The sequence below is a fragment of the Buttiauxella agrestis genome, assembly GCF_900446255.1.
In the GTDB taxonomy this organism is placed as follows: domain Bacteria; phylum Pseudomonadota; class Gammaproteobacteria; order Enterobacterales; family Enterobacteriaceae; genus Buttiauxella; species Buttiauxella agrestis.
Genome location: NZ_UIGI01000001.1, coordinates 2,637,859 through 2,664,634 on the forward strand (window position 1 = coordinate 2,637,859; position 26,776 = coordinate 2,664,634).

Here is a 26,776-nt window from a genome sequence, read left to right on the forward strand (position 1 = left end):
CTGCCTGGTAAGTCTTTATCGTTAATTGGCGCTAGATTAGCACATCACGCCTTTTGACGCCTTGTTCAATAAAATCGAACATAGAGTTCGATATATTGCGCTATCACTGCAATCGGATTGTGAATAAAGTACTTCACAGAAACGGGCAATTTGTCCGAATGAACACAACAAAGGAATCACCCATGAGCAAAGTATTAGTTCTGAAATCCAGCATCCTGGCAGGTTACTCTCAGTCAAATCAGCTGTCTGACTATTTCGTTGAACAATGGCGTGAAGAGCATAGCGCAGATGAAATCACCGTGCGTGATTTAGCTGCTAATCCAATCCCGGTATTGGACGGTGAGTTGGTTGGCGCACTGCGTCCAAGCGATGCCCCACTGTCTCCACGTCAGCAAGAAGCGCTGGCGCTGTCTGACGAACTGATTGCAGAGCTTAAAGCTCACGATGTGATTGTTATCAACGCCCCAATGTACAACTTCAACATTCCAACACAGTTGAAGAACTATTTCGACTTGGTTGCGCGTGCGGGTGTGACTTTCCGTTACACCGAAAAAGGCCCAGAAGGCCTGATTACCGGTAAACGTGCTGTGGTTCTGACCAGCCGTGGCGGTATTCATAAAGATACCCCAACCGATCTGCTGGTTCCGTATCTGAACATTTTCTTAGGCTTTATCGGTATTACCGATGTGAACTATGTCTTCGCTGAAGGCATTGCTTACGGCCCGGAAGTGGCGACCAAAGCACAGACTGATGCGAAAGCGGCGATTGATAGCATCGTTACTGCTTAATATCCGTGTCGTACTTTGATTTGAAAAACGGCAAACATTTGTTTGCCGTTTTTTTATGCTGATATGTTATTAAGATTAATTAACAGTATCAGGAGAGATTGGATGGTTTTCTGCACCTGATAATTCCGGCCGCAATCTTATTGTGGCAAATAATGCGGTGTCGACTACCTCAACATTTGGCTGCTCGCGCAATGCGTGAATAACGGACTGAAGCTCTAATTTTCTTTTGTCCGGGCAAATAAACTCAGGAAAACTCATGAATATCTCGCGCTGGTCGCTATTTAGCTTTGCTGTAGTTTGCTCAAGGCATGGCCACATCTGCGGAGCCCATTGCATGTTGAAGTAAGGAATAATAAGCACATCAGCAGTTCCTTCGGTTAACAACTTTATTGCAGCTTGAGCTCTAGTAACATCAATGCTCCCTCCCAGTGCCAAAAATTCCGTTGGCCAGCTTAACTGCGCGGCATTCAAATTTTTGTCACCGCCGATATTGAAGGTGCGGAACCCTGCTGCAGGCGCAAGATAGTTGGCCATAAAATCATTCCCCCAAGGTATAAATGCTACCTTCTCAGCGGGATGGACATGTTGGCGAAGAGCAGTCACTAAATCGTTATCAATCTGCTTAAACATAGATCGATAATCCCGCCCCTCATGCCAACGTTTCTGAAGATCAGGCAAGTTAAACATTATCAGTGCAATCAATGCCATCACCCATAGCGGGCTATTTTTCTTATTGTTGCGCGAGATTTGAATCATGACCAAGAACCAAAGTGCAAAGATTCCAAGCACAGACCATCTATACGATGCACGCATCACATTGAAACCCGGTAAATTTTCAGAAATCCATGCATTACCCGTAGGAATTACAGCGTATTCCTCCTGCATCAATGCACTTTCATGGCGGGGATGAGACAGTTGTAACTCAACAGGTTTAGTCGAGTTAATTTTTAATGAGGGACCTAGTGCCATGTAGAAGCCGAGGATAGCAACAAACAAAATGCCTGTAGCTATAGACATTTGGCGTTTAACCCGCCACCAGGAAATCAGTCCTAGCAATAGCACCGGTAGCGCAAAAGTAGTTACCCAAACAGACTCGTCTCCAAAATAAAGTTCATCTGTGCGTTTTACACTGAGCCCCAGCAAGTCGGGTAGCCAGAGAACACCCTTTGTCGGAATGACAAGAGTCGACAAATCAAGACCCCAACCCCTAAAGAAATCCATTTCATACGCGTCAAAACCTGATTTTCCTATATAGGTGCTAAACAGCACATAGGCCACACCAAAGCTTACGACATGTGTTGGCAACGCAATTTTTATTAGAGAACTTCTGAGTTCAGGCCGAGTAACGAATGAATAAAGCAACAATATGTTGGCGCCCGTGGCGAACATCATGAAGGTATAGCCATCCATGAATATAGCCACTATTGCGGCCATGAAATAAACAGCAACTGCCACAAGGGAAATTCGATTCTCACCCTTTTTTATACAAAATAGTTGGAAGACCGCGAGAAAATATAAGGACATTAGCGCCATCCCCAAAGAAAGCATACTGTATCCTGAATGCTTCCAAATGATTGGCATAGTCATCCAAACCAATCCACCGAGTAGGGCTACTGAACGCGTTGCCCCTAATCTACGAGCGATTTGATAAGCAGATAACATGGCTAATGCCAACCAAAGTACAGCCATGGTTGAATATGAATCGACGGGGGGATACTCAAACGAATTAAAATACTTGCAGTCCATACTCCAGCCAAACCAAATGCAATTGAGGCGGGATTTGGAATTCCAAAGTCATGGGCAGAGAAATCTAACAGTGGACCATTAGCTAAAGATTGCGCGAAACCCATTGACCAGACAGTCTGGCCAAGAGTAGGTACCATCAGGAATGGCACTGCCCCATAGACAAAAATGACCAAAAGAAAGGTCAGTATAGCCAATAGTAATTCTCGGAAAGACCAGGGTTTATTTTCAGGCATTGTTTTTCTCTAAAAAACACAGTTTGTTAGGTATTAACGACGTGGCGACAAAAAATAGCAAATCGCCAATTACAGTGACCAATCGACCAAGCAAAACAGCCATGAGTAAGTCCATCTCAGCGACCAGCCCCTTCAGTAATAGAAGGAGTATCATTTCGCGAACACCTACCCCCGCAGGGGCACCTGGGGTCACTAATCCCACCAGCCAGGCAAGAATGTAAGCGCCACCGATCAACAGGCATTCCTGAAAAGCGAAACCTTTGCCATTTCTTATAAGCACAAGCAAGGCAACAAAAACCATCCCTGAAATGACCAAAAAGAATAACTGATACACAAACGACCACATCGGCTGGGGTCCGATAATTCTTCGTAAAAATAATGCAAGTACTGTTGCCGATCCCACAAGAAGAAGGACACTCGCAGCTTCAGGAAAACCTGGTAATATCAGAGGCAGAATCAACCATGCAAATAGACTTCCCGCAATAACAAACGCACTAAGTTCCCAAATTGTCGACTTAGCCAGCACAAGGGATGGTATGCCTGCGGCCATACCCAGTGCTTGCCGCCCTGCAAGATGGAAAATATTCCCCGGTAAATATTTAGCAAGTTGTGATATCCCATAAATTCTAATGGCACCAGCAAGGGTTATAAACGTACCTAGATAGCGTAATAGCCGCCACCAGGCGGCAGAAAGGAAAAAATTCGCCGAGCCATAAATCAAAGCCAACAAGGCAACCAGACACCACGCCGATGGTGTAATTTTCGAAATATCGAGTTGGATCCAGTATGAGTGCAACCGAAAAGCAACAAATACAACGCCTGCTAGCGCCAGGATGCTGCCTCCCCAATGAAGGAAGCGCTTTATCAGCGGAGACAACCTCAATCGCGCGGACGGCATAAGAGCATTGTCCATGGTAGTGGGCTTCTTATTTCAATAATCTCAAAGTACTTAGAAACTAACTCAACGAAGCTTCTCTTTGACCAATGCTGTAAGTGACCCGGAGTATTTCCAAAACGGGTAATATATTTGCCTCTTGCAAGATTTAATGCACACCACAACGGCTCTTGCGGCACGCTGACAATAAGGTGTTTTCTGGCTACTCGTTGAAGAGCTTTCAAACCGGACTCAGGATCTTCCAAATGCTCAAGTACCTCGCAACAAACCACCAGGTCAGCGCTGTCTTGAACTGTATCAAGATCGTATATGCTACGAGCTTCAAACAGCGAAGGTGACAACTCTTGTTTTTTGGCATTTTCTCTTGCGATATCAATAACATCAACAGAGAAGTCACAGCCTCTTGCTGACAGCCCTTTTTCATTCCAGGAGAGCACCCAGTAACCTTCCCCACAGCCAATTTCGTGTATCGATTCAGGTGATGCCTTATTCACGAGTTCCGATAATGTCGACTCAAATCCATTCATCATCCATTTTACAATTGGGTTACGTGAGCCGTACTTATCGTAGGTATTGCCAATAACTATGCCATTTTCTTTTGCACCACCTGCAATTTTGATACTCATAAGTTGTCTCTCGTTTTTTTATCGACTGTCACGAATGTGAGTTCACTGTCGTTTTTAACCACAGCAGGATCCTGATTTTGAGGCAAATTCGCCGTTTTAAAACGAATATCTTCGAGCAGTTTTCGGTTCGCTGCCATAAGATCGGCTAGAAAAGCCACAAGTAAAGTCTGAAAACCCATACCAAGCATAATGGACGCCAGGATCAGAGATTGAACATATCCATCGCCATTTCCATGCAAGTAATGCCATACAAAACGTAGGCCAATTAGCAAGCCGGCACTAAAAAGAACAGCACCGATGGTCGCAAAAAAACTAAATGGTCTATAAATCATGAAAATACGAATGATGGTAACGATACTACGCTTGATATAAGAGGGAATGCTTTTTACAAGACGCGATGGACGGAGGTCTTCATTGACACGAATGGGAACTGAAACAATGGACATATTTTTCTGTCCAGCCTGAATAATGGTTTCGAGCGTGTACGTATAATCATTGAAAACCATAAGACGCTGGGCAGCAGCACGACTGATTGCTCGAAAGCCGCTCGGGGCGTCAGGAATATCAGTATTGCTTGCTATGCGAACGACCCAACTCCCTAGCTTCTGCAACATTTTCTTGACCGGCGAGAAATGTTCGATGACGCCAATAGGTCGTGCACCGACCACTATCTCAGCTTGGTGTTGGATAATTGGTAAGGTCAGCGCGGGTATATCGTCTGCATTGTACTGGTTGTCAGCATCTGTATTAACAATAACATCAGCCCCTAAACGAAGGCTTGCCTCCAGTCCTGTCATAAAAGCCTTGGCTAATCCTTTATTACCGGAGTGTCGGACGATGTGATCAACACCGTGTGCACGGGCAACTTCAACGGTATCGTCCTGGCTACCATCATCAATAATTAGCCACTCGACAGAAGCAAAACCAGGAACTGCACGCGGCAGAGCAGAAAGGGCAACAGAAAGAGTCTGAGCTTCGTTAAAACACGGAATTTGTATAATTAACTTCATTTATTCTCACTTTGCTCTGATAGGGCTCTTGCTGTGATGCCCACGGCAAGAGGAACGCTCTCTTAGGCGCGTCAAGAATTATTAATTATTTTGCCGTTTACTGGAAGGACAACATTAGAAATCATAAAAGTTTAAATAAGCAGGGGTTATCTAATGAAAGGTTCGTTACTCTTCACATCACAAATATTGTGGTTTTTTTATACAGATTTTGAGTGTGGTTTGTAGAGAGGCATACGAACAGCGGGTTACAAAGAAAAGTAAGCCCCATCAAACCATAGAATGTAAATATGCAGTCATGACTCCACTTAGTCTTCCGGCTAACACAATGTGCTGATGAGTTCTGCCCGGTATATCTATTTTTATTCTTTAAACTTCTACAACAACATAAAGATCAATAAGAACGACGAGACTAAAAAAGAAAGCCCAAACCATTGGGTATAAAGCAATGCAAAAGCGAACAAGCTATTCATCATCCACCAAAAGAAAATGCGCTTACGCAGTCCATTCCAGTCATATTGTGGGTAACAGATTTTTAGAATAAAAATAGTTAATGTTGTCAGAATAATCAAAACGTTGTCATCCTTGAAACGCAGGCACAGTCAGTGAATGAGCACGGTATAAGCTCATTATGTACGGAATAAATTTTAAGCAATATTAACTGTGTGGAAATTGTTTTGCAATTAGTGTTATTTGATATTAAGAAATAAAAATAAGCACGTTAAATCAATGGATTGGATTTAATCAAACAGGAAAGAATAACTTTAAAATATATAATTTGAATGATGTATTCACGAAACAAATTACATTGAGATAAAGATTTGCAGGGAATGAATGAGACGAGGAATAGAGAGCTGGTGGAATATAAGAGAGGCGGTTTAAACCGCCTCTCTTTGGTAACGTCATTAGCCGATTAATGGCTGGGCTGTTTTCTCAACCAACGCCAGCAGAAGTTTAATATCTTCCAGCGTTACGGTTGGGTTCAGCAATGTCATTTTCAGACAGGTCACGCCGTTGTGCTCGGTCACACCCACGTTCGCACGGCCAGAGTCCAGCAGAGCATCACCGATTTTCTGGTTCAGCAGCGCAATGGCTGCATCATCGCTACCAGCCAGTTGCTCAGGACGGAAACGGAACAGCACGCTCGCCAGTTGTGGTTTCATCACCAGTTCCAGAGACGGTTGTTCAGTCACGTATTGCGCAACTTGCTGCGCCAGCGTTACACCGTGATCGATGATCGCGGCATATTGCTTCTGACCTAAGGCTTCAAGACCCATCCACAGTTTCAGCGCATCGAAACGACGAGTGGTCTGCAAAGATTTTGACACCAGATTCGGTACGCCAGCCGCTTCATCGAACTCAGAGTTCAGATAAGCCGCCTGGTAACGCATCAATTCATAGTGACGTGCTTCTTTGAGCAAGAATGCGCCGCAGCTGATGGTCTGGAAATATTGCTTATGGAAGTCCAGGGTAATGGAATCCACTAATTCAATACCGTCCAGATAGTCACGGTACTTCTCGGACATCAGCAATGCCCCGCCCCACGCCGCATCAACATGCACCCAAATCTGGTGCTGCGCCGCAAGGGCCGCGATTTCACGCAGTGGGTCGATAGCGCCCGCGTCGGTGGTACCGGCAGTCGCGACAATCGCCAGGATTTGCTCGCCGTTAGCCTGAGCCTGTGCCACTTTCTCGCGCAGATCGTTAATATCCATACGCGCGAACTCGTCAGTTTTCACCAACGTCACGGACTGATAGCCAAGGCCCATCAAAGCCATGTTCTTCTGCACGGAGAAGTGCGCATGTTCAGAACACAGGACTTTAATCTTACGCAGATCGCCGACCAGACCATCTTGTTGGATAGAATGACCCTGACGGGCAAAGAACGCATCACGCGCCAGCATCAGGCCCATCAGGTTGCTCTGAGTGCCGCCGCTGGTGAATACGCCTGCGTCGCCAGCCTGATAACCAACCTGAGCACGCAGCCATTCAATCAGCTTCATCTCGATGATGGTGGCTGACGGGCTTTGGTCCCAGGAGTCCATGCTCTGGTTAGTGGCGTTGATCAGCACTTCTGCCGCCTGGCTGATGACCAGACTTGGGCAATGTAAGTGCGCAACACACTGCGGGTGATGCACTGACAGACTGTCTTTTAAGAAAAACTCAATCGCACGTTCAATAGCGACCTGGTTGCCCAGGCCCTGAGGATTGAAATCCAGCTGAATGCGCTCACGCAATTCAGTCACAGATTTACCCTGATACATCTCAGGTTGCTGTAGCCATTGCACAACAGCCGCGCTGGTCTGTGCAATCGCCTGCTGGTAGGCTTCAGTGCTTTCGGCTGAGCCTGCCAGAATGGGGTTTAGTTCGGACATCAGATCACTCACTCCACTCAAACAGGTTTGATGCCAGACGCCAGCAGCGCTTGCTCAAACTTATCGAGGAAAATAGCCAGCTCATCGTTGGTGATAAGCAGGGATGGCAGCAGACGCAGTACGCAACCGTTACGACCACCGCGCTCCAGAATCAGGCCCGCTTTGAAGCAGTTTTTCTGCAACAGTGCGGACAGCTCTGGGTCAGACGGGTAGCAACCCATGTGATCTTTCGCTTCGTTTGGTTTAACAATCTCAATCCCGATCATTAAGCCCAGACCACGAACCTGGCCGATAACCGGGTAACGTTTTTGCAGGTTAGCCAGTTGGCCTTTCAGCCATTCGCCCTGTGCCGCAACTTTGTCAGCGATCTTGTTTTCAGTCAGATGCTTAAGCGTAGTCAGGCCGGTTGCCATCGCCAGTTGGTTACCACGGAAAGTACCGGTGTGGTGGCCAGGTGACCATGCATCGAACTCTTTCTTAATGCCCAATACAGCCAGTGGCAAGCCGCCGCCTACTGCTTTAGACATAACGATGATGTCTGGCTCAATACCGGCGTGCTCGTAAGCAAACAGTTTACCGGTACGGCAGAAGCCAGCCTGGACTTCATCGATGATCAGCAGAATGCCGTGTTCTTTAGTGACTTTACGAATGCGCTGCAACCACTCGGCAGGTGCCGGGTTAACGCCGCCTTCGCCCTGAACCGCTTCCAGAATGACTGCCGCAGGTTTGCGCACGCCACTCTCAACGTCGTTAATCAGGTTTTCGAAGTAGTAAGTTAATGCTTTAACGCCAGCGTCACCGCCAATACCCAGTGGGCAGCGGTACTGATGCGGGTAAGGCATGAACTGAACTTCTGGCATCATGCCGTCAACCGCTTCTTTCGGAGACAAATTACCTGTCACAGAAAGTGCGCCATGGGTCATGCCATGGTAGCCGCCGGAGAAGCTGATAATGCCTGCACGGCCTGTGACTTTTTTAGCCAGTTTCAGCGCCGCTTCAACCGCATCCGCACCGGATGGGCCAGTGAATTGCAGGCAATACTCTTTACCCTGTCCCGGCAATAAAGAGAGAAGATATTCAGAGAACTGATCTTTCAACGGAGTTGTCAGATCCAAAGTATGTAACGGCAAGCCGCTGGTAATGACGTTTTGGATGCTTTGCAGCACATCAGGGTGATTATGACCAAGGGCAAGCGTACCTGCACCAGCCAGACAATCAAGATATTGATTATTCTCCACATCGGTAATCCAAACGCCGTTTGCCTGAGCGATAGCTAAAGGCAGTTTGCGCGGATAACTCCTGACATTCGATTCAAATTCAGCCTGTCGGGCCAAATAGGTTTCATTGTTACCATTTAATGAATTAGCACCTAAACTATCAATACGGACTTTATCCGTCATCATATCTCTCCCACAACTGCCGATTCGTTAATCAGCCGTTGAATAATTAAATGTAGAAAAACTGACCACTCTGTAAAAAACGCCGTCAATATAGGTTCTTTTCTCTCTCTACTCAATATTTTATTTTGTTAATGTCTGTATGTTGTCTTAATGTTTTTATCTTGTGTTTATTTTATGAAAATCAGTGCGTTATCTATACTGTAGTGATTTACTCTAAAAATCAGTGTTTGGGTGGACTTTACGTTCAGCACTTTGCTAATTTTCAGACATATCATTCAAGATATTGGCGCTGCATAAAGAATACAAACAGGCATTTTCTCGTCCGTCAGGCGGGGAAGTTGTGTGGCTTTATGAGGGAAGATCATTCTTAATAAGGAAAGAACGTATAAAATATAAGGCGAATATAATAAATAGAATAAAAACCAGCCGCTGCGTTTAAATTAGCCAGCTGATAAAATAAGCTTTTATTTCAAATAACATCTCAACAAGCAAAAAAATTGTATGGCGATAAGGCCATGACATTCATTTTTAATGACGGATTGAACCAGGCTGCCTGAGATTGCCCGTGTGCCCGAATGCGGGCATCGGTGAGGATGTCGACGTTGGGTTAATCGTCTGCGAGTCGCTACCGCTCAGTCCGGCTACCGTATCGCTTGTGCCGATACCGGCCACCGTATCGCTCCCGAGCAAGTCGCTGGTTCCCTGCGCTGTAATTGTTTGCTTGCTGCTGCTCGATGAATTGCCTGAAGCAGAGTTATTAATGGTTGGAGTCATCGTTAATTGCGCGAAGGTTGCGGTGCTAACCAGGGCCAGCACCACGGTCAAAATGAGCTTTTTCATTTATGGTTCCTCACATGCCTTAAGAGCCATTTGAGTGTAGCCCAGCGCCTTACCGTGCGCTTATTTTTTCATCCACTGCCCATTTATTCCACGGACATACTCACCCGCTTGTGCACGCGCGACTAATTTTTGCCCAGCCAACTCGGCAACCTGATTTGCCGAGATATTATTGCTATCCGCCAGTTTCTGATAATTTTGTGAACGCGCTTCGTTGATGCTTTTGACCAGGGCCAGCGTCTCTTTATCTTGTTTGATGGGCGCAATATAGCCGCTATAGGTTTCACCTACGCGCCCTTGCTGACGCGCCTCGGTGAGCGTCAACGCCATAACCTGCTGGCTCATCAACAAGCTCGTCAATAAAACAGCCTTGAGGATAGTTTTCATCAGGCTCACTCCTGGCCGAACAGATCACTGCGGTTTTTAAGCAGTGTTTCAACGTCTTTATCTACCTTAATATGAATCTCATGCTCAATTTTCACGTTCATATTAATGGTGATGGGTTCCTTGGGCGCGGCGACTTCAATACGCGGCGTGCATCCCGTCAGGGTGGCAAACCCTAAAATCATGAGCGTGGCGATGACGATTTTCATTGTGTTTCCTCACAAGCTTTATCCCGTGTCTGACAACGCACATCCGGCAATTCGGTATGTTGCTCAAGCCAGGTTTGCAAATTATCCCCAAAACGCAAACTGCGCCAAAGCGTAAAGAGGTTTTCCTGATGGCTATAGTTCAGCCGAACCGCATTCCTTTTCCCTTCAACCTGGCTTATGCCCTGCACATTCGCCTGCAAAGTTAGCACGCCCAGATTATCTAAATTGATATGGGTCCAGGAATGGGAAATTTCCATGTATCGCAACCAGTTAACCGCAACACCTGCGGCAATATTGTTTTCGACAATGGCATCTGCCATGTCTTTATCCAACCTTAACGTCAACGGCCCAGGGTTGGTTAGCCAGCCATCTTTAATGATCCACTGCGGATGGTTGAGCCACAGAGGCAGCGCCCCGTTAACGCGCCCGGACATAGTGAATTGTTTAGGATTGACCGCCGTTACCAACTCACTCGAAGAGATGTTCTCTAAGCGTAGCAAGGCGGCATCGTGCTGAGGCAGGCGGAGCTGTTGCACACGAAGTTTTCCGCCCAGAATATCGACATTAACATTACTGAGCATCAGTGGCTGCGCTTCGCTCCACGGATACCAGCCTTCAAGATCGGCGGTAATATTGGTGGAACTGAATTGGTTTTTAACTTCGGCAATGCGCAGCGTGACCGGGCCGTCCGTTCCCAACTGCCACGTGCTATGACTAAAGCGGAACGGCAGCACAAAATCGACGCCATTAATCTGGTTATCGGGCATCCAGACGCTGCCGTTTTTCACCACGCCATGACCGCCTGCTTCAAAGCCTTGTCCGGCCGCCGCGGAAAATGCGATCTGCGAATACAGCGTTCCCTCTTTTAAGGTCATCTTCCAGTCGGCGGGGATCAGCGGCTGGAACACGGTCAGGCCCTGTTGCGGCCACCACGCATTGCCTCGCAGGCGCTCGCCATCCCAGCGGCCATTCACGCGCACCGGGCCAATCGCCCCCGCGTGTAAGTCTCCTTTATACTGGAACGAAGTCGGGTCTTCGCCGTTCACGCTGAACGTTAATATTGATGGAGGGAGCGTGCTGCCACCGCTAAAAGTGGTTTCTCCGGCATTCAGCGTGAATGTTCCATCAAACGACGGGGCATTCACGGCACGTTGCCAGTGCAAGGGTTTTTCCAGTTTCAGGCGCGGTTGAGTGACTAACATCGAGCCATACTGAAGTTTATCGAACCCTGTGGAAAGCGAGCTAAGTTCGATGACGCTATCGCGCCATTCACCCTGACCACGCACATCCCACTTCGCCTGCATTGGATTGAACTCGCCATTACCCCAGTATTTCCAGCGCCACAATCCGGCATCGGGTAAAAAGTTGTCCGCTCGCCCGTCCAGATGGAGCACGAAACTTCCCATCTCGTTTTCATGAGCGCGAACAATCGCCTGCAAACGCCCATCCACACCCTGCTGCGAGACACTGACACCCGCCAGCGGCCAACGAATTTCATCCACATCTATAGAATCAATCACCCGTCCACGTGAACGTAAAAGCGCGCCCGGGCGGAACAGCAGTTTAGGGTCGGCAATGGCACCGCTAATTTCCCCGGGCAACATCGCGTAAAACACCATCCCATTTTGCTTTGCCTCACCGGTTAACTGCACCGGCAATGCGCTATTTTCGAGGCTGAGTTTCCCAGGGCCAATATTGAGCACCGCATTGCCTTTACCAGCGCTGCCCTGAGTGATGACGTTCATCCGACCGCTGATCACCGCGTTTTCGAGCCCCTTCCTCCAGTCATCTACCCGCAGGGCAACACCCCCACGCAACGGGAAACCGGCGTACGGCCAGAACCACTGTCCACCATTCACTTCAAAAATGTTTTCACTGATTGCCCAGGGCAAACTGAGCAGCGCTTCGGCCGAGCCAGGTTTAGACACAATAAAAGTGCCCTCTTCTTCGCTCCAGTCCAGCACCAGATCCACCAGTTCAGGCTCCTGCGGAATGCGCAACTTCGTGGATAAATGCCCCTGTTCCGGCACTCCATCGGTCATTAACGGCAGCGTGACCGTTCCGGCTAACTCCACGGGTTCCATGCCCGCCAGTGCCTGAATTTTTAGCTTTTTCAGCTCCAGTATTTGCCCGTTCAACTGCGCATCAACAGTTATTGATGCCCCATCGTAATGCAGAGACTGTTGCTGGGGAGTCAGCGTCAGACGCAAAGCGCCGGAGAACTGTTGAAACGGGGTCACATTGACCCTATCTATAGTTAACAAGCTTTCAGGCAGCAATGATTGCCACTCTTGCAAAGAGCGAGGTGCCGCAGGTGCGGAGGCGTCAGATGGGATTTTACTCAGGCAATCAATGTTCAGATTCAGCGTGTTCAGATGGATGCGCCAGCGTTTTGGGTGACTCAGCGTGGCGTCTTTGAGGGTGGCGAGTTCACAATCCCCGGCAAGGTAGCGCAGATCGGGCACCAGAATGGCACCACGGGCAAAGCGTGGGCTGGCCTCCATGGCGATTCGCGTCCCTTGCGGCAGCCAAATCCCGGCAAGCGTCGGTAGCCAATGGGCTATAGTCATCAAGAGCGTTAGTGGCAACAGGATGAGTATCAGCACCAGTGCAATAATGGCTTTATATTTACCCTTCATGGGTGGTTAATATCCTGATTCAGCGACAATTTAAGCCGACATATGCAATGATTCTTGCATGATTCGGTCCGGGCGTGAAGGTCATGTCTGGTTTAAGCGTAGCTAACCTTCAGTTAGCAGCAGAATTATGTCGCTAAAATTAAATTTTAAAATTTGTAAGAATTTTTTAAGCGTGGTAATTTTACACTAATATCATTCTGGAGATAAGTCCCATGAAACTCGCAGTGTATAGCACAAAACAGTACGACAAAAAGTATCTGGAGCAGGTTAACAATGAATATGGCTTCTCTCTTGAATTTTATGACTTCTTACTAACAGAGAAAACAGCCAAAACGGCACATGGCTGTGACGGGGTCTGTATCTTCGTCAATGACGACGGTAGCCGCCCGGTTCTCGAAGAGCTTAAAAAGCAAGGTGTGAAGTTTATCGCGCTGCGCTGTGCGGGCTTTAACAACGTCGATCTTGACGCGGCCAAAGAACTCGGCTTGCCTGTGGTACGCGTTCCAGCCTACTCCCCTGAAGCGGTTGCCGAGCACGCCATCGGTATGATGATGTGCCTGAACCGTCGTATTCACCGCGCTTATCAACGTACCCGTGATGCCAACTTCTCACTCGAAGGGCTGACCGGCTTTACCATGTACGGTAAAACGGCGGGTGTAATTGGTACCGGTAAAATTGGCATCGCAACGCTGCGAATTTTGAAAGGCTTTGGTATGCGTTTGTTGGCATTCGATCCCTACCCAAGTGCAGCAGCGCTTGAGCTTGGCGTGGAATATGTTGATTTGCCGACGCTGTTTGCGCAGTCAGATGTAATTTCCCTGCACTGCCCGCTGACGCCGGAAAACTACCATTTACTTAACCATGCTGCGTTTGATCAAATGAAAGATGGCGTGATGGTGATCAACACCAGCCGTGGTGGTTTGATTGATTCCCAAGCCGCAATTGATGCGCTGAAAAACCAAAAAATTGGTGCATTGGGCATGGACGTCTATGAAAACGAACGTGATTTATTCTTCGAGGATAAATCAAATGACGTGATTCAGGATGACGTATTCCGTCGCCTGTCAGCCTGCCACAACGTGCTGTTTACCGGGCATCAGGCGTTCCTGACAGCAGAAGCGTTGACCAGCATTTCCGAGACAACGCTGGAAAACCTGCGTCAGTTAGAGAATGGCGAGCCTTGTGTTAATCAGGTGAACTAAGTTTCAGTATTAATGCCCTCACCCTAACCCTCTCCCCCAGGAGAGGGGATTAACCGCTCTGCCCCTTCTCCCTCAGGGAGAAGGCTGGGATGAGGGTGGTTTTAAGATTATCCTTACAGAATCACGCGACACTTTTTGCCAAAGTGTCGCCAACTCATTGATGAACTGAATAACTTAGGGAAAAGAACATGAAAAAATTAGCTTCACTGGCTCTGGCTGCAATGGTACTGGCCGGTTGCGCACAATCGAACGACAAATCCACCGTCACCGCGCAAGATCTGCAACACCATCGTTATGTCCTGCAAAGCGTTGATGGCAAGCCGTTAACGGGCATTGATCGCACGCCGGAACTGAGCTTCGGTGAGAACATGCATGTTTCAGGTGCGATGTGTAACCGCTTTATGGGCCAGGCCACACTTGAAGACGGTACGCTGAAAGCGAAAGGTCTGGGAATGACCATGATGATGTGTGCCGAGCCGCAGCTTAACGGGCTTGACCATATGATTAACGATATGCTGACCAGCGGCGCAAAAGTGGATTTAGCCCCGCAACAGCTGACGCTGAAAACCAGCCAGCATATTTTAGTTTATAAACTGGCCGACCTGGTCAACTAGATCTGATCAGCTAGTACGTTCCACATGTTCCGGCGGCAAGCGCGTTTTCACTACAACGTTTGCCGTTGGGCATCGCACACATACCGATAGCCGAACCATCCAGCTGACGAGCAACACTCAGCGTCCCACCAATCATTGCACAACTTGCTTCACCCTGATTCGACATTGCCGCACGCATTCCTGGCGGAACGTGAGCCGCGGTGGCTTGTTGTGGTGGTTCATTACTACATGCCGACAATAATATTGCCGCACAACCGGCTAAAAACGCAGCGCGCATGACTCTTCTCCCCCTAAACGTTGCAAAACCCAAGAATCATAAGCGCAGGCGTTAGGTTCCGTCGAGGCCGTAAGGCCATAAAATGTGTGTGATTTTGCAAAGCAGATCACTTTATTGCGCAAAACATCACCAATTACCGTTTTTACAACCTCAATCAAAGCGCAACGCAGGACACAAAAGCGAAAATCACCTTTTGTGTCCTTTGCTAGAATTAAAAGATTATTCTTCGACTCGCGCAAGCATGCGGGTCTTTTCAGTTTTTATTGCGCAATGTAAGGGTGTTCTCATGATCACAACCGACGGCAATGGTGCAGTCGCGTCTGTCGCGTTTCGTGCCAGCGAAGTAATTGCCATCTACCCGATAACTCCCAGCTCCACCATGGCGGAACTTGCCGATGCGTGGTCAGGGGACGGGCGCAAAAACGTCTGGGGCGATACGCCTCGCGTGGTAGAAATGCAGTCCGAAGCCGGTGCCATCGCCGCCGTTCACGGTGCTCTGCAAACCGGCGCGCTCTCCACCTCGTTCACTTCATCGCAGGGTTTACTGCTGATGATCCCAACACTTTACAAACTGGCCGGGCAGCTCACGCCGTTTGTATTGCATGTCGCGGCGCGAACGGTTGCGACTCACGCACTTTCGATTTTCGGCGACCATTCCGATGTGATGGCTATTCGCCAGACGGGCTGCGCCATGTTGTGTGCCAGCAGCGTACAAGAAGCTCAAGACTTCGCGCTGATTTCACACATTGCGACACTCAAAAGCCGTGTGCCATTTATTCATTTCTTCGATGGTTTCCGCACTTCGCATGAAATCAACAAAATCGTCCCGCTGGCCGACAGCACCCTTCTGGAACTGCTGCCGCAAAAAGAGATTGATGAACACCGCGCTCGGGCATTAAACCCAGAGCACCCTGTGATTCGCGGAACTTCTGCAAACCCGGATACCTATTTCCAGTCTCGCGAAGCCAGCAACCTGTGGTACGACGCGGTTTACCAACACGTTGAGCAGGCGATGGACAGCTTTGCCACAGCCACTGGCCGCCAGTATCGCCCGTTTGAATACTACGGCCACCCGCAAGCCGAACGCGTGATTATCCTGATGGGTTCCGCCATCGGCACGTGCGAGGAAGTGGTTGATGAACTCCTGACGCGTGGCGAAAAAGTGGGCGTGCTGAAAGTTCGTCTGTTCCGCCCTTTCTCCGCCGACCATTTGCTGGAAGTGTTGCCAGAAAGCGCGCGTCAGATTGCCGTGCTCGACCGCACCAAAGAACCGGGTGCACTCGCAGAACCGCTGTATCTCGATGTAATGACCTCTCTTGCCGAAGCCTTTAACCGCGGCGAGCGCGAAACGCTGCCACGCGTGATTGGCGGGCGCTATGGTTTGTCATCGAAAGAGTTTGGCCCGGATTGTGTGCTGGCGGTGTTCAACGAACTGACTCAAGCGAAACCGCGCCCGCGCTTTACCGTCGGTATTTACGACGACGTGACAAATTTGTCGCTGCCGTTACCTGAAAACACCCTGCCCAACCGCGCCAAACTTGAAGCGCTGTTTTATGGCCTGGGCAGCGATGGCAGCGTGTCAGCAACCAAAAACAACATCAAAATTATTGGTAACTCGACGCCGTTTTATACTCAGGGTTATTTCGTCTATGACTCGAAAAAAGCGGGCGGCCTGACGGTTTCACATCTGCGCGTCAGCGAACAACCGATTAATTCCACCTACCTGATTGATAAAGCAGATTTTGTCGGCTGCCACCAGTTGCAGTTTATCGACAAATATCAGATGGCCGAACGCCTGAAACCCGGCGGCATTTTCCTGCTCAACACGCCGTATGGCGCGGATGAGGTGTGGCACCGATTACCGCAAGAAGTTCAGGCGGTGCTGAACCAGAAAAAAGCGCGTTTCTTCGTGGTGAATGCGGCGAAAATTGCCCGTGAATGCCAGTTGGGTGCGCGTATCAACACCGTCATGCAGATGGCGTTCTTCCATCTCACCCACATTCTGCCGGGCGACAGCGCGCTGGCTGAGTTGCAAGGTGCGATTGCCAAAAGCTACAGCAGCAAAGGCCAGGAGCTGGTTGAGCGTAACTGGCAGGCGCTGGCGTTAGCGCGTGAATCGCTCGCCGAAGTCACGCTGCAAGAAGTCAACGAAACCAGTCCGATGCGCCCACCGGTCGTTTCTGACGCCGCGCCAGATTTCGTCAAAACCGTCACCGCCGCCATGCTCGCGGGACTTGGCGACGCGCTGCCGGTTTCCGCACTGCCGCCAGACGGCACCTGGCCGATGGGCACTACGCAGTGGGAAAAACGCAACATCGCCGAAGAAATTCCCATCTGGAAACCGGACATTTGTACCCAGTGTAACCACTGCGTCGCCGCCTGCCCGCACTCGGCGATTCGTGCCAAAGTTGTGCAGCCAGAAGAGATGGAAAACGCCCCTGCCGCACTGCAATCACTGGATGTGAAATCCCGCGATATGCGCGGGCAGAAATACGTGTTGCAGGTGGCACCGGAAGATTGCACTGGCTGTAATTTATGCGTCGAAGTGTGCCCGGCGAAAGACCGCCAGAACCCAGAAATCAAGGCCATCAACATGATGTCGCGCCTTGAGCATGTGGAAGAAGAAAAAGAGAATTACGACTTCTTCCTCAGTCTGCCGGAAATGGACCGCACCAGCCTCGAACGCATCGATATCCGTACTTCGCAGCTGCTGCAACCGCTGTTTGAATATTCAGGCGCGTGTTCCGGCTGTGGCGAAACGCCGTACATTAAATTGCTGACGCAGCTGTATGGCGACCGTATGTTGATTGCCAACGCCACCGGTTGCTCGTCAATTTATGGCGGTAACTTGCCTTCTACGCCGTACACCACCGATGGCAACGGACGCGGCCCGGCATGGGCTAACTCACTGTTTGAAGATAACGCCGAATTTGGCCTCGGTTTCCGCTTAACCGTTGACCAGCACCGCGCCCGCGTGATGCGTCTGGTGGATAAATTTGCTGATCAACTGCCCGCCGAACTTAATGAGCAGCTTCACGCAGAAGCCACGTCAGAAGTTCGCCGCGAACAGGTTATCGAACTGCGCAAACATCTGGCAAATATCGACGACCCGGACGCACGCCAGCTCCTCACCGACGCCGATGCGATGGTTGATAAATCTATCTGGCTGATTGGTGGTGACGGCTGGGCGTATGACATCGGTTTCGGCGGCCTGGATCACGTGTTAAGCCTGACCGAAAACGTCAATATTCTGGTGCTCGATACGCAGTGTTATTCCAACACTGGCGGCCAGGCGTCGAAAGCCACACCATTGGGTGCGGTGACTAAATTTGGCGAACACGGCAAGCGTAAAGCGCGTAAAGATCTCGGCGTCAGCATGATGATGTACGGGCATGTTTATGTGGCGCAGATTTCACTCGGCGCACAGCTTAACCAGACGGTGAAAGCCATTCAGGAAGCCGAAGCCTATCCTGGCCCGTCGCTAATTATTGCTTACAGCCCTTGCGAAGAGCACGGTTACGACCTCGCATTGAGCCATGACCAGATGCGCCAACTCACCGCCACCGGTTTCTGGCCACTGTACCGCTTCGACCCGCGCCGTGCCGATGAAGGTAAATTGCCGCTGGCGCTGGATTCGCGTCCACCGTCTGATGCGCTGGCCGATACGCTAATGAAAGAGCAGCGTTTCCGCCGTTTGAATGCGCAGCAACCGGAAGTCGCCGAGCAACTGTGGAAAGACGCCGCCGTCGATTTGCAAAAACGCTATGATTTCCTGGCGCAAATGGCCGGGAAAGCGGAAAAAGCGGATAGCGAGTAAATGGGGCTGAACCAGTGATAAAAGACGGATACACAACTGTGTTATCCGTCTTTTTTTTGCAGCCAGGTGGCCGTTTCAGAGGCTCGAACATGCAAGATTAATGCGTTGTTGAAGCACGTAGCGGCTGGCTATTTTCGCAAAGATACTTAATGAATTTATCCGGCAACATATAGATATCACGTGTTTTCCGTATCCCCAGTTTTTTGAACACACTTCGCTGATGAGCGTAAGCCGTTTTCACCGTCATCCCCAGCCGAGAACCAATAAACGTCACAGGTGTTCCCTTGATGGTTAACTGGAGAACTTTTTTCTCTGTGGCCGTAATTCTGGGCAGTCTGACCTCTTTATTTTTGGCTGATTTTAAAAGATGAATGCTTTTCAGCAAATCGCTTAAATAAAATCGACGAGGAATAGTTGAAAATCTAAAAAGGCCGCCAACGTTCCAGTCATAATGATTATTGGCAATAATAACTGAGGCGTTAGTTTCATTAATCGCCATCAGCATGGAAAAATCCAGCCGGGTATATTCAGGAACCACAATGAAAATATCTTGCGGATCGTTTTTATCCGCAATGGAGGGATAACGTTCATCGTCAGGCTTGAGTTGTATACAATGACAGTCTGGCCTGGATTTTAAAGCGCACTCTATCCCATTAAATAGAAAATAGTTTTCTGTCAAAACATAGATATTCATAATGTCCTTATTTCAATATTTATTGATATCTGAAATTTATAACAGACTCCGGCCTGTCAGCATCCCATTGCTGGTGACTAGCCGGAGAGTTTTGGTATTGGCATTATTTTGATTTTGTCTTCTTTTTCTTCTCTTGCGGCGCTGCCGTATTTTCCAGTGTTTGCTCAGGTTGTACCGGTTGTACCGGTTGTACCGACTCAATAATTTTCACCGGAGAAAAATAGTCCATCCCCAGAATTTTACCCTGGCCTAACCACACCACGCCGCGTGAAATTAATACCGGGCCAAGCGGTGTAATTTGTAGTTCCTTGCCCTGGTTGTCTGCCACACTCAGCGTAGATTTAGTAATATTACCGGCAGTATATTGCGCGGTATCGGAGGTATAGAGCACCTTCATAAGCCTGAGGTATTCCGGCGCATAGTTATAAACGGTACGAGCCACACTTTGTTGGTATTCACTAAAGCTTGTATTTTGACTGTATGGCAAATTACCGGCTATCACCGCGTATAACTGAGCGGTAGCTTGTGCCAGGGACATCTTTAACCTCATTTCACCGGCAAAATTAACCGCATTTAACGAGGCTTGTTTGTTCCCCTTTTTGTCAGTCTTATAGTCAAACAGGGTTGAGTTATTTGCCGGTTGATTAAGCAGCGTGGCAAGGTAAGTTGCACACACGTAAGCCTGTCCAGGCTTGTTACCATTGATTAATAACGAAAGTATCGATCCCTCGGCAGGAATGGTGTTGATATCAACGTTATGTTTCCCCAACAATAATGTGACTTCCTGCTGGCTTTTATCCCCGCGGGCTAAATCACAAATTTGCTGCATCACAAAACTATTATTCTTACCGTTAGCGGCATTCATACTCATCAATGTGTCGGTAATGACGTTGTACACCGGCAGATTGATTGATTTGACACTCAGATCCGTAGCGGCGGCAAAGGTCTGGCTGCTGCCGAGGATTAAAAGACCGCCAACGGCGGTCTTAATTACATTATTCATACGCATAGAGTGATTATTTACCTGCGGTGATATCAACAATATCAATCGTCATACGACGATTTGGTGCCAGACAGTCAATAACAGCGGGCGACTTTTTACCTGGACACATCACACGAGGCGCTGAATCACCCAGGCCGCGGGTTTCAATAATTGAAGATGGAATGCCCTTTTCAGTCAGCAGTTGTTTAACTGACTCTGCACGTGCCAATGAAAGTTGCATATTTTGAGCCGGATTACCGATGCGATCGGTATAACCGGTGATCACCACATGCTTATTTTCCAGATTGTCACTTTTCAGATCTTCCGCCAGCTGATTAACTTGCGCATACCCTTCACTGCTGAGAGAAGCACTGCTAAAAGCAAATAAGCTTTCGGCATTTAACTCTTTATGCATGGCTTGCTTCATGGCAGGTGCTGTTGGTTTTTCCAGACAGTTCGCCGGTGCAAAGAAGAAACTCTGCGCTTTCATTTCTGAATCAAATAAAACCTTGTACTGGCAGGTTCGCACTGAGTTATCCGGCTGTGTGAATTTGAAGATATAATCCCACTCTTTTACCCGGAATACGCCTTCATTAAAGTGTGGCGTGCCAATTAATTCATAAACCTCTGCTTTAGTGAGACCTGTGCGCATTTGTTTTAGATTATCCAGATTAACGAAACTGCCTTCATCTCTAACAGCGTGAGAGGCATCCGGGAATACTGGGTTTTCTGTTTTACCTGCTGAGTCCACATTACTGACTGAGCGCGTACAAGCTGAAAGCAAGACAACTCCGCTGATAATAAGTGCCAGACGTGCATATTTAGCGTATTTCATTTTTATATCTCATCTTAATATTGGGAAATAATTCCCCGGCATTCCCGCCGGGGAATTTATTATTTAACTAAACAGGTTTACCACTGATAACCGACGCCGACTGCTGCGCCCAGATCACCCTGGCTGGTTGTGGTTCCTGAAAGCTTAGTTACCCACTTACCGTTATCAGAAATGGTTGAAACACCCAGCGCGACCGCTGATTCACCCTGATAGGTGCCGCCACCCATACTGACCATGCTCGCACCCGGTTGATAAGGCTGCGGCAAACTTGCCATCGCCATCGCACCGGAAATACCCGCGCTCATTTTGTCTTTCTGATCGTCAACCATATTTTTGAGATCGTTAAACTTGTTGTCAGTGTAGTTGTAAGCATTACCCACACCTTGCTTCAGCTGATTCACGTTCACTGCATCCGTACCCTGCGTACCCGCAGCGACGTTGGCAATCTGGCGCTCACCGCCGACGGAACCGACAGACACGCTGTTATCGCGATCGGTGACTGAGTTATTACCCAGCGCGACCGAGTTGTTATGCGTGGCTTTAGAACTCGTCCCCAGCGCCAGGCTGTTATCACCGCTGGCAACCGCACCCGCACCACCAGCAACTGCATCTTTACCGGTTGGTTTTGGCTTAGGCAGATTGCTGGTATTGTTCACCTGGAACATGCCATCAGTACCATTGGAAATGTTGGTCACGCTGTTGTTAACCACATCCAACTGGTGCTTGTTCACTGCATCACTTGGATTCACACCCTCAGCTACGTTAGTGATGGTAGTGCCGCCGGTATGCGTGGAGTTATCGTAAGTGTCTCCGCCCATCACTACTTTGTTGTAGTTCACCGTACCGTCAACGTTGGTCTCATACTTCACCGAGCCTTTATCAATGGTACTGATAACGCCGCTGATATTGCCAATCGCCTGGTTGGTCGCATTCAACTGGGAACCGTTCACCGCGTCAGTGCTGTTAGCATCAATACGGCCCGCCGCCACGTTGGTGATGGTGCGCTCTGCCCCTTCGCTACCAATACTCAGCGTGCTGGTTGGTGTTGTGCCTGCAAAATCATAGTGATTACCGGCGATAGAGATACCGGTTGTCGCCACCGCTGCCGCAGTGGTTGAACCCGCACCCAGTGCGATGTCACCCGTATTGCTGGCAATCGCGCCTACACCCATTGCAACACTGTTCTCACCCACTGATTGAGCATTTTGCCCCAGTGCCATGCTGCCATTGCCGATAGATTTAGCTTCATCGCCCATCGCAATAGAGCCGTTGCCCATGGACTGTGCGTTCGGCCCGACCGCGATAGAATCCATACCGCTCGCCACGGAATCAGCTTTCACCGAATTCGCATGGAAGTACTTGGTGCCGCCGGTGTAAATATTGGTGGTCGCATCATTAAGTTGCTGAACGTTCACCACATCGCTGTCATCAATACCGTAGGCCACGTTGGTAATACGTGTGCCGCCCGTTTTGGTGACGTTGTTGTAGGTATCGCCCGCTAATTTAATGCTGTTGTAGTTCACCGAGCCGTCATTATTGATTTCGTACTTAACAGACCCTTTATCCAGCGTGTTGATGGCTGAATTGGTGGCGAAAAGTTGAGAACCATTGATAGCGTCAGTGCTTTGCGCGCTTAAACGTCCGGCGGCTACGTTAGTGATGGTCCGCTCACGGCCCAGACTGCCCACGCTGACGGTGCTTAATGGGTTGATACCAGCAAACACATAATCGACATCGGCAATTTTCGCGCCGCTGGTGCCAACGGCAATATCAGTGATAGAGCCTGAACCCAGTGCCACATCGTCGGCATTATTCGCCTGCGCTTCACGCCCCATCGCCAGGCTGCTTTCACCCTTAGAAACCGCGTTATAACCCAGGGCGGTGCTGCCCTGACCTTCCGCAGAAGAATCGCTCGCCGCCAGACCCGCTTCGTTGGTACGAACATAACGGATGCCCGTGCCGTGAACATTGGTATAAGACGTGCTGGTGTCACCTGCGATGTTTGTCAGCGTGTCACCAATATTAGTCACGTTGGTGTTGGTCTCATTAAGCTGAGACACGTTCACCGCATCGCTGTCATCCACGCCACGTGCCAGGTTGGTGATTTTCGTACCACCAGTTTTGGTGACGCTGTTGTACGTATCGCCGCCCATCGTGACGCTGTTGTAGTTGATCGTGCCGTCCGGGTTGAGGTCGTATTTAACGGCGTTTTGATCAAGGACATCGATAGCGGTGTTGGTGGCAAACAGTTGCGAACCGTTCACGCCATCAGTGCTGGTTGCACTTAAACGCCCTGCCGCCACATTGGTCAGCGTACGTTCAGCGCCAGCAGCACCGATACTGACTGTGCCAATCGGAGCCATACCTGCAAACAGGTAATCAGTGCCTGCAATGTTGGTGCCGGTCGTCGCTACAGCGGCTTCAGTTTTTGCACCATCACCCAAAGCCACACTGCGTGCGACATCCGCAACCGCACCCATACCGATAGCAATTGAATCCAGAGCCGAGGCCACGGAATCAGTTCCGGTTGAGTTAGCGTGGAAGTATTTGGTACCCGTCGCGTAAATATTGCTGATGTTGGTATTGGTTTCAGTCAACTGTGAATAGTTAACCGCATCGCTTGGTGCAACACCGTTTGCCACGTTAGTGATGGTTGTGCCACCCACATGCGTGGAGTTGTCGTAAGTTGTACCACCCAGGGTCACGCTGTTGTGGTTGGTGCCTGGGTCATACATTACGGCGTCAGCGGTTGCGCTACCGACAGCACCTTTAAGCTGCGCCACGTTGACGGCGTCGCTGTCCACTGTACCGGCAGCCAGGCCGTTTAACTGACGGAACTTCCCGGTTGATGCATCACCGATGCTCATCGCACCCAGAGTACTGGTGGTGGCAGTAATCGCTGCGATTTGCGCCGCTGTGGCGCCGGTTGGCATAAACCCGGTGATACCACCGGCGGTATTGGCTACCGAGAAACTCCCTAACGCGATTGAGTCATTAGCGGATGCATTTGCGCTGGCGCCACGTAGCTCGTTAGACCCGAGAGCCACCGAACCGGCGCCGCTGGCAACAGTTCCACTACCTAATGCGGCAGAGAAATAACCCTGAGCCTTACTTTCGAAGCCCAGACCAATTGAAAAACCGCCGTCTGCGACAGAGTTACGCCCCATGGCAATGTTGTTACCGCTCGTGTTGGTAAGTGCCTTACCAGCAACACCACCAGCAAGTGAAATATTATTTACACCGTAGCTTTTGGAGCCTTCACCCAGAGCCAGCGCACTCGTGCCTGTTGCTATCGTGTCCGCACCAATTGCTGTCGCCGCACGAGAACCCGATGTGGCACTTGCATTATTACCCATTGCAATCGAATTCGAACCATTTGCCGTGGCAGACAAGCCCTGAGCAATGGAGTTAACCCCATTCGCCATTGCCTGTGGACCAACGGCAATACTGTCTACGCCAAGCGCCTGAGAATCAGCCTTCGTTGAATTCGCATGGAAATACTTGGTGCCGGTGGTGTAGATATTGTTAATCGACTGATTTGTCTCATTCAACTGGGAGACGTTCACCGCATCGCTGTCGTCCACACCACGTGCAACGTTGGTGATTTTAGTTCCGCCAGTTTTGTTGACGCTGTTATAGGTGTCGCCGCCCATCGTGACGGAGTTGTAGTTCACTGAGCCATCTGGATTCAGGTCATACTTAACAGCGTTTTCATCCAAAAGATTAATGGCTGAATTGGTTGCGTAAAGCTGAGAACCGTTAATGCCATCAGTGCTGGTATCACTCACACGACCTGCCGCCACATTGGTGATGGTGCGTTCAGCGCCTACATCACCAATGCTAAGGGTACTGAGTGGAGAAATACCTGCAAAATCATACGACTTACCGGCAATGATCGTGCTAGCTGTTGCTACAGCAGCCGTGGTGATGGAGTCAGAACCTAAAGCGATGCTGCCATCTTCGTTGGCTTGCGCGCCATCGCCCAGGGCAAGCGCTTTATCACCGATGGCTTTGGTGCTGCCACCAATGCCAATGGCACCTTCGCCCATAGCAACCGCGCGATCACCCACTGCAATACTGTTAATCGCTTCTGCACTGGCATAGGCGCCAATTGCCGTGCTTGATGCCTCATGAGCTTTAGCTCCAGAGCCAATAGCGGTGGAGTCAACATCACTTGACTCAGCTTCCCATCCAATTGCAATCGCCCCAGTACTATTTGGGTTTGACGCCGCCGCGAGTGTTTTAGCATCCACACCAATTGCAATGCTATTGGTTGCATCAGCATTTGCACCAAAACCGGTCGCGATACTCGATTCTTTGGTTGCCTTTGCTTGATAACCCGTAGCAATGGAGCGCTGTGCCTGAGCAGATGCCTTGTTGCCAATCGCTATAGAGTCCATTGCTTGAGCATCCGCATACGTACCAATAGCGGCTGAATTCGCACCGGAAGATGTGGAGTAATTACCAAAAGCGAGTGAGTTTTCACCAATACCTTGCGTATACCAACCCACGGCAGTACTGGTACTACCTGTAGCTTTTGAACCGCCACCAATGGCGGTACTGTGCATAGCCGTAGCATCAGTTTTATCACCAATTGCCACCGCACTGTCACCATAAGCCTTTGTTGTTCGGCCAATAGCCACAGAGTTCAGGTGAGTTGACTCAGCATTGGCACCAATTGCCGTTGCGCCATCAAAGCTGGCGATTGATTCCACACCAAGGGCAATCGCACCCGCCGATTTTAAAGAAGATGCAGAGGCACGAGCACCGATGGCTATGGTGTAAATACCCGTAGTTGTAGAATCTGTACCTAACGCAATCGACGACACGCCATTGGCTGTTGCTGTGTCACCTAATGCCACGCTCGATACACCAACGGAATTGCTGCTTTGGCCCACGGCGGTCGACCTGAATCCAGTGGCTGACGCACCACTACCAAAAGCCGTATTGCTTGCAGAACCATTATCAGATGCCGCAGTGCCACCGTTTACCAGAGAAGCGCCTGCCACTGTATAAGCATTCGCCAGTTGTGAGGTTCCCAGGGCTGCTAAAACAAGCCCACCCGCGGTAATAGCTTTAAGGGACAAACGACGTGGACAGTTTTTGCCCTTGCCTTTTGCCGCAGAAAATTCACCCGCGACAACCCAGGCGCGCTGCGCCGAGTTCCATACCAAACGATAAATCTTATTCATACAAACTCCATTTCGTGCCCTTCA

The 26,776-nt window shown here is 49.4% G+C and carries 20 protein-coding genes; 4 read left to right on the forward strand and 16 right to left on the reverse strand.

What is annotated here, in order from left to right; translation table 11 throughout:
• The first annotated feature begins 182 nt into the window (after positions 1-182).
• Positions 183-788, forward strand: a complete 606-nt coding sequence (gene azoR, locus DY231_RS12610) for an FMN-dependent NADH-azoreductase (protein WP_115628733.1) — start codon at positions 183-185, stop codon at positions 786-788.
• Between the two features lie 75 nt (positions 789-863).
• Here azoR and DY231_RS12615 read toward each other — a convergent pair whose 3' ends face one another.
• The 11 genes from DY231_RS12615 to DY231_RS12660 form a co-directional block, all read right to left on the reverse strand.
• The gene (locus DY231_RS12615; RefSeq protein ID WP_147295644.1) at positions 864-2,375 is read right to left on the reverse strand and encodes a hypothetical protein; all 1,512 of its coding nucleotides are present in this window, start codon (positions 2,373-2,375) and stop codon (positions 864-866) included.
• Between the two features lie 77 nt (positions 2,376-2,452).
• Positions 2,453-2,767: a hypothetical protein gene (locus DY231_RS25135; RefSeq protein WP_147295645.1), complete on the reverse strand. Its 315-nt coding sequence runs from the start codon at positions 2,765-2,767 to the stop codon at positions 2,453-2,455.
• A complete protein-coding gene (locus DY231_RS12620) occupies positions 2,760-3,680 on the reverse strand; it encodes a hypothetical protein (protein WP_115628738.1) in 921 nt (306 codons plus the stop codon). The genes DY231_RS25135 and DY231_RS12620 overlap by 8 nt, the downstream gene beginning before the upstream one ends.
• Positions 3,647-4,288: a class I SAM-dependent methyltransferase gene (locus DY231_RS12625; protein WP_256682665.1), complete on the reverse strand. Its 642-nt coding sequence runs from the start codon at positions 4,286-4,288 to the stop codon at positions 3,647-3,649. The genes DY231_RS12620 and DY231_RS12625 overlap by 34 nt, the downstream gene beginning before the upstream one ends.
• Complete coding sequence (locus DY231_RS12630; protein WP_115628740.1) at positions 4,285-5,298, reverse strand: glycosyltransferase family 2 protein; 1,014 nt, start codon at positions 5,296-5,298, stop codon at positions 4,285-4,287. The genes DY231_RS12625 and DY231_RS12630 overlap by 4 nt, the downstream gene beginning before the upstream one ends.
• A 902-nt stretch (positions 5,299-6,200) precedes the next feature.
• Complete coding sequence (locus tag DY231_RS12635) at positions 6,201-7,670, reverse strand: pyridoxal phosphate-dependent decarboxylase family protein (RefSeq protein WP_034495242.1); 1,470 nt, start codon at positions 7,668-7,670, stop codon at positions 6,201-6,203.
• A gap of 17 nt (positions 7,671-7,687) precedes the next feature.
• Positions 7,688-9,073 (reverse strand): diaminobutyrate--2-oxoglutarate transaminase, encoded by a 1,386-nt coding sequence (locus DY231_RS12640; protein ID WP_115628742.1) that lies wholly within the window; start codon positions 9,071-9,073, stop codon positions 7,688-7,690.
• Positions 9,074-9,598: 525 nt separating this feature from the next.
• Positions 9,599-9,910 (reverse strand): hypothetical protein, encoded by a 312-nt coding sequence (locus tag DY231_RS12645; RefSeq protein WP_115628744.1) that lies wholly within the window; start codon positions 9,908-9,910, stop codon positions 9,599-9,601.
• 60 nt (positions 9,911-9,970) lie between these two features.
• Positions 9,971-10,297, reverse strand: coding sequence for a YdbL family probable chaperone protein (locus DY231_RS12650; protein ID WP_115631837.1), 327 nt, complete (start codon positions 10,295-10,297; stop codon positions 9,971-9,973).
• A 2-nt stretch (positions 10,298-10,299) separates the two neighbouring features.
• Entirely contained in the window at positions 10,300-10,500 is a 201-nt protein-coding gene (locus DY231_RS12655; protein WP_034495239.1) for a YnbE family lipoprotein, read from the reverse strand.
• A complete protein-coding gene (locus tag DY231_RS12660; protein ID WP_115628746.1) occupies positions 10,497-13,139 on the reverse strand; it encodes a YdbH family protein in 2,643 nt (880 codons plus the stop codon). Before DY231_RS12660 ends, DY231_RS12655 begins: the two co-directional genes overlap by 4 nt.
• A 212-nt stretch (positions 13,140-13,351) precedes the next feature.
• On the opposite strand from DY231_RS12660, the gene DY231_RS12665 reads away from it, so the two are divergent.
• Positions 13,352-14,341 carry a 2-hydroxyacid dehydrogenase gene (locus DY231_RS12665; RefSeq protein WP_034495235.1) on the forward strand — a complete coding sequence of 330 codons (990 nt, stop codon included), beginning with the start codon at positions 13,352-13,354 and terminating at the stop codon, positions 14,339-14,341.
• 188 nt (positions 14,342-14,529) lie between these two features.
• Positions 14,530-14,955 carry a heat shock protein HslJ gene (hslJ, locus tag DY231_RS12670; protein WP_115628748.1) on the forward strand — a complete coding sequence of 142 codons (426 nt, stop codon included), beginning with the start codon at positions 14,530-14,532 and terminating at the stop codon, positions 14,953-14,955.
• A gap of 10 nt (positions 14,956-14,965) precedes the next feature.
• On the opposite strand, the gene DY231_RS12675 is transcribed toward hslJ, so the two are convergent.
• On the reverse strand, positions 14,966-15,232 hold the full coding sequence (locus DY231_RS12675; RefSeq protein ID WP_034495231.1) for a putative hemolysin: 267 nt from the start codon (positions 15,230-15,232) through the stop codon (positions 14,966-14,968).
• A gap of 286 nt (positions 15,233-15,518) precedes the next feature.
• On the opposite strand from DY231_RS12675, the gene nifJ reads away from it, so the two are divergent.
• Positions 15,519-19,049, forward strand: coding sequence for a pyruvate:ferredoxin (flavodoxin) oxidoreductase (gene nifJ, locus DY231_RS12680; RefSeq protein WP_115628750.1), 3,531 nt, complete (start codon positions 15,519-15,521; stop codon positions 19,047-19,049).
• Between the two features lie 97 nt (positions 19,050-19,146).
• Here nifJ and DY231_RS12685 read toward each other — a convergent pair whose 3' ends face one another.
• The 4 genes from DY231_RS12685 to DY231_RS12700 all read right to left on the reverse strand — a co-directional run bounded on the left by DY231_RS12685 (position 19,147) and on the right by DY231_RS12700 (position 26,752).
• Positions 19,147-19,743 (reverse strand): helix-turn-helix transcriptional regulator, encoded by a 597-nt coding sequence (locus DY231_RS12685; protein WP_115628752.1) that lies wholly within the window; start codon positions 19,741-19,743, stop codon positions 19,147-19,149.
• A gap of 103 nt (positions 19,744-19,846) precedes the next feature.
• On the reverse strand, positions 19,847-20,752 hold the full coding sequence (locus DY231_RS12690) for a hypothetical protein (protein WP_115628754.1): 906 nt from the start codon (positions 20,750-20,752) through the stop codon (positions 19,847-19,849).
• A 7-nt stretch (positions 20,753-20,759) separates the two neighbouring features.
• The gene (locus DY231_RS12695) at positions 20,760-21,560 is read right to left on the reverse strand and encodes an OmpA family protein (protein WP_115628756.1); all 801 of its coding nucleotides are present in this window, start codon (positions 21,558-21,560) and stop codon (positions 20,760-20,762) included.
• A gap of 77 nt (positions 21,561-21,637) precedes the next feature.
• Positions 21,638-26,752 carry a YadA-like family protein gene (locus DY231_RS12700; protein WP_115628758.1) on the reverse strand — a complete coding sequence of 1,705 codons (5,115 nt, stop codon included), beginning with the start codon at positions 26,750-26,752 and terminating at the stop codon, positions 21,638-21,640.
• Between the last annotated feature and the right edge of the window lie 24 nt (positions 26,753-26,776).

What these genes read in the sequence shown, in the direction of transcription:
- hslJ (WP_115628748.1), top strand. Translation starts at nt 14,530, where the DNA reads ATGAAAAAATTAGCTTCACTGGCTCTGGCTGCAATGGTACTGGCCGGT.
- DY231_RS12700 (WP_115628758.1), bottom strand. Translation starts at nt 26,752, where the DNA reads ATGAATAAGATTTATCGTTTGGTATGGAACTCGGCGCAGCGCGCCTGG.
- DY231_RS12690 (WP_115628754.1), bottom strand. Translation starts at nt 20,752, where the DNA reads ATGCGTATGAATAATGTAATTAAGACCGCCGTTGGCGGTCTTTTAATC.
- nifJ (WP_115628750.1), top strand. Translation starts at nt 15,519, where the DNA reads ATGATCACAACCGACGGCAATGGTGCAGTCGCGTCTGTCGCGTTTCGT.
- DY231_RS12630 (WP_115628740.1), bottom strand. Translation starts at nt 5,298, where the DNA reads ATGAAGTTAATTATACAAATTCCGTGTTTTAACGAAGCTCAGACTCTT.
- DY231_RS12675 (WP_034495231.1), bottom strand. Translation starts at nt 15,232, where the DNA reads ATGCGCGCTGCGTTTTTAGCCGGTTGTGCGGCAATATTATTGTCGGCA.
- DY231_RS12620 (WP_115628738.1), bottom strand. Translation starts at nt 3,680, where the DNA reads ATGGACAATGCTCTTATGCCGTCCGCGCGATTGAGGTTGTCTCCGCTG.
- DY231_RS12695 (WP_115628756.1), bottom strand. Translation starts at nt 21,560, where the DNA reads ATGAAATACGCTAAATATGCACGTCTGGCACTTATTATCAGCGGAGTT.
- azoR (WP_115628733.1), top strand. Translation starts at nt 183, where the DNA reads ATGAGCAAAGTATTAGTTCTGAAATCCAGCATCCTGGCAGGTTACTCT.
- DY231_RS12645 (WP_115628744.1), bottom strand. Translation starts at nt 9,910, where the DNA reads ATGAAAAAGCTCATTTTGACCGTGGTGCTGGCCCTGGTTAGCACCGCA.
- DY231_RS12615 (WP_147295644.1), bottom strand. Translation starts at nt 2,375, where the DNA reads ATGACTATGCCAATCATTTGGAAGCATTCAGGATACAGTATGCTTTCT.
- DY231_RS12640 (WP_115628742.1), bottom strand. Translation starts at nt 9,073, where the DNA reads ATGATGACGGATAAAGTCCGTATTGATAGTTTAGGTGCTAATTCATTA.
- DY231_RS12655 (WP_034495239.1), bottom strand. Translation starts at nt 10,500, where the DNA reads ATGAAAATCGTCATCGCCACGCTCATGATTTTAGGGTTTGCCACCCTG.
- DY231_RS12685 (WP_115628752.1), bottom strand. Translation starts at nt 19,743, where the DNA reads ATGAATATCTATGTTTTGACAGAAAACTATTTTCTATTTAATGGGATA.
- DY231_RS12635 (WP_034495242.1), bottom strand. Translation starts at nt 7,670, where the DNA reads ATGTCCGAACTAAACCCCATTCTGGCAGGCTCAGCCGAAAGCACTGAA.
- DY231_RS12625 (WP_256682665.1), bottom strand. Translation starts at nt 4,288, where the DNA reads ATGAGTATCAAAATTGCAGGTGGTGCAAAAGAAAATGGCATAGTTATT.
- DY231_RS12665 (WP_034495235.1), top strand. Translation starts at nt 13,352, where the DNA reads ATGAAACTCGCAGTGTATAGCACAAAACAGTACGACAAAAAGTATCTG.
- DY231_RS12660 (WP_115628746.1), bottom strand. Translation starts at nt 13,139, where the DNA reads ATGAAGGGTAAATATAAAGCCATTATTGCACTGGTGCTGATACTCATC.
- DY231_RS25135 (WP_147295645.1), bottom strand. Translation starts at nt 2,767, where the DNA reads ATGCCTGAAAATAAACCCTGGTCTTTCCGAGAATTACTATTGGCTATA.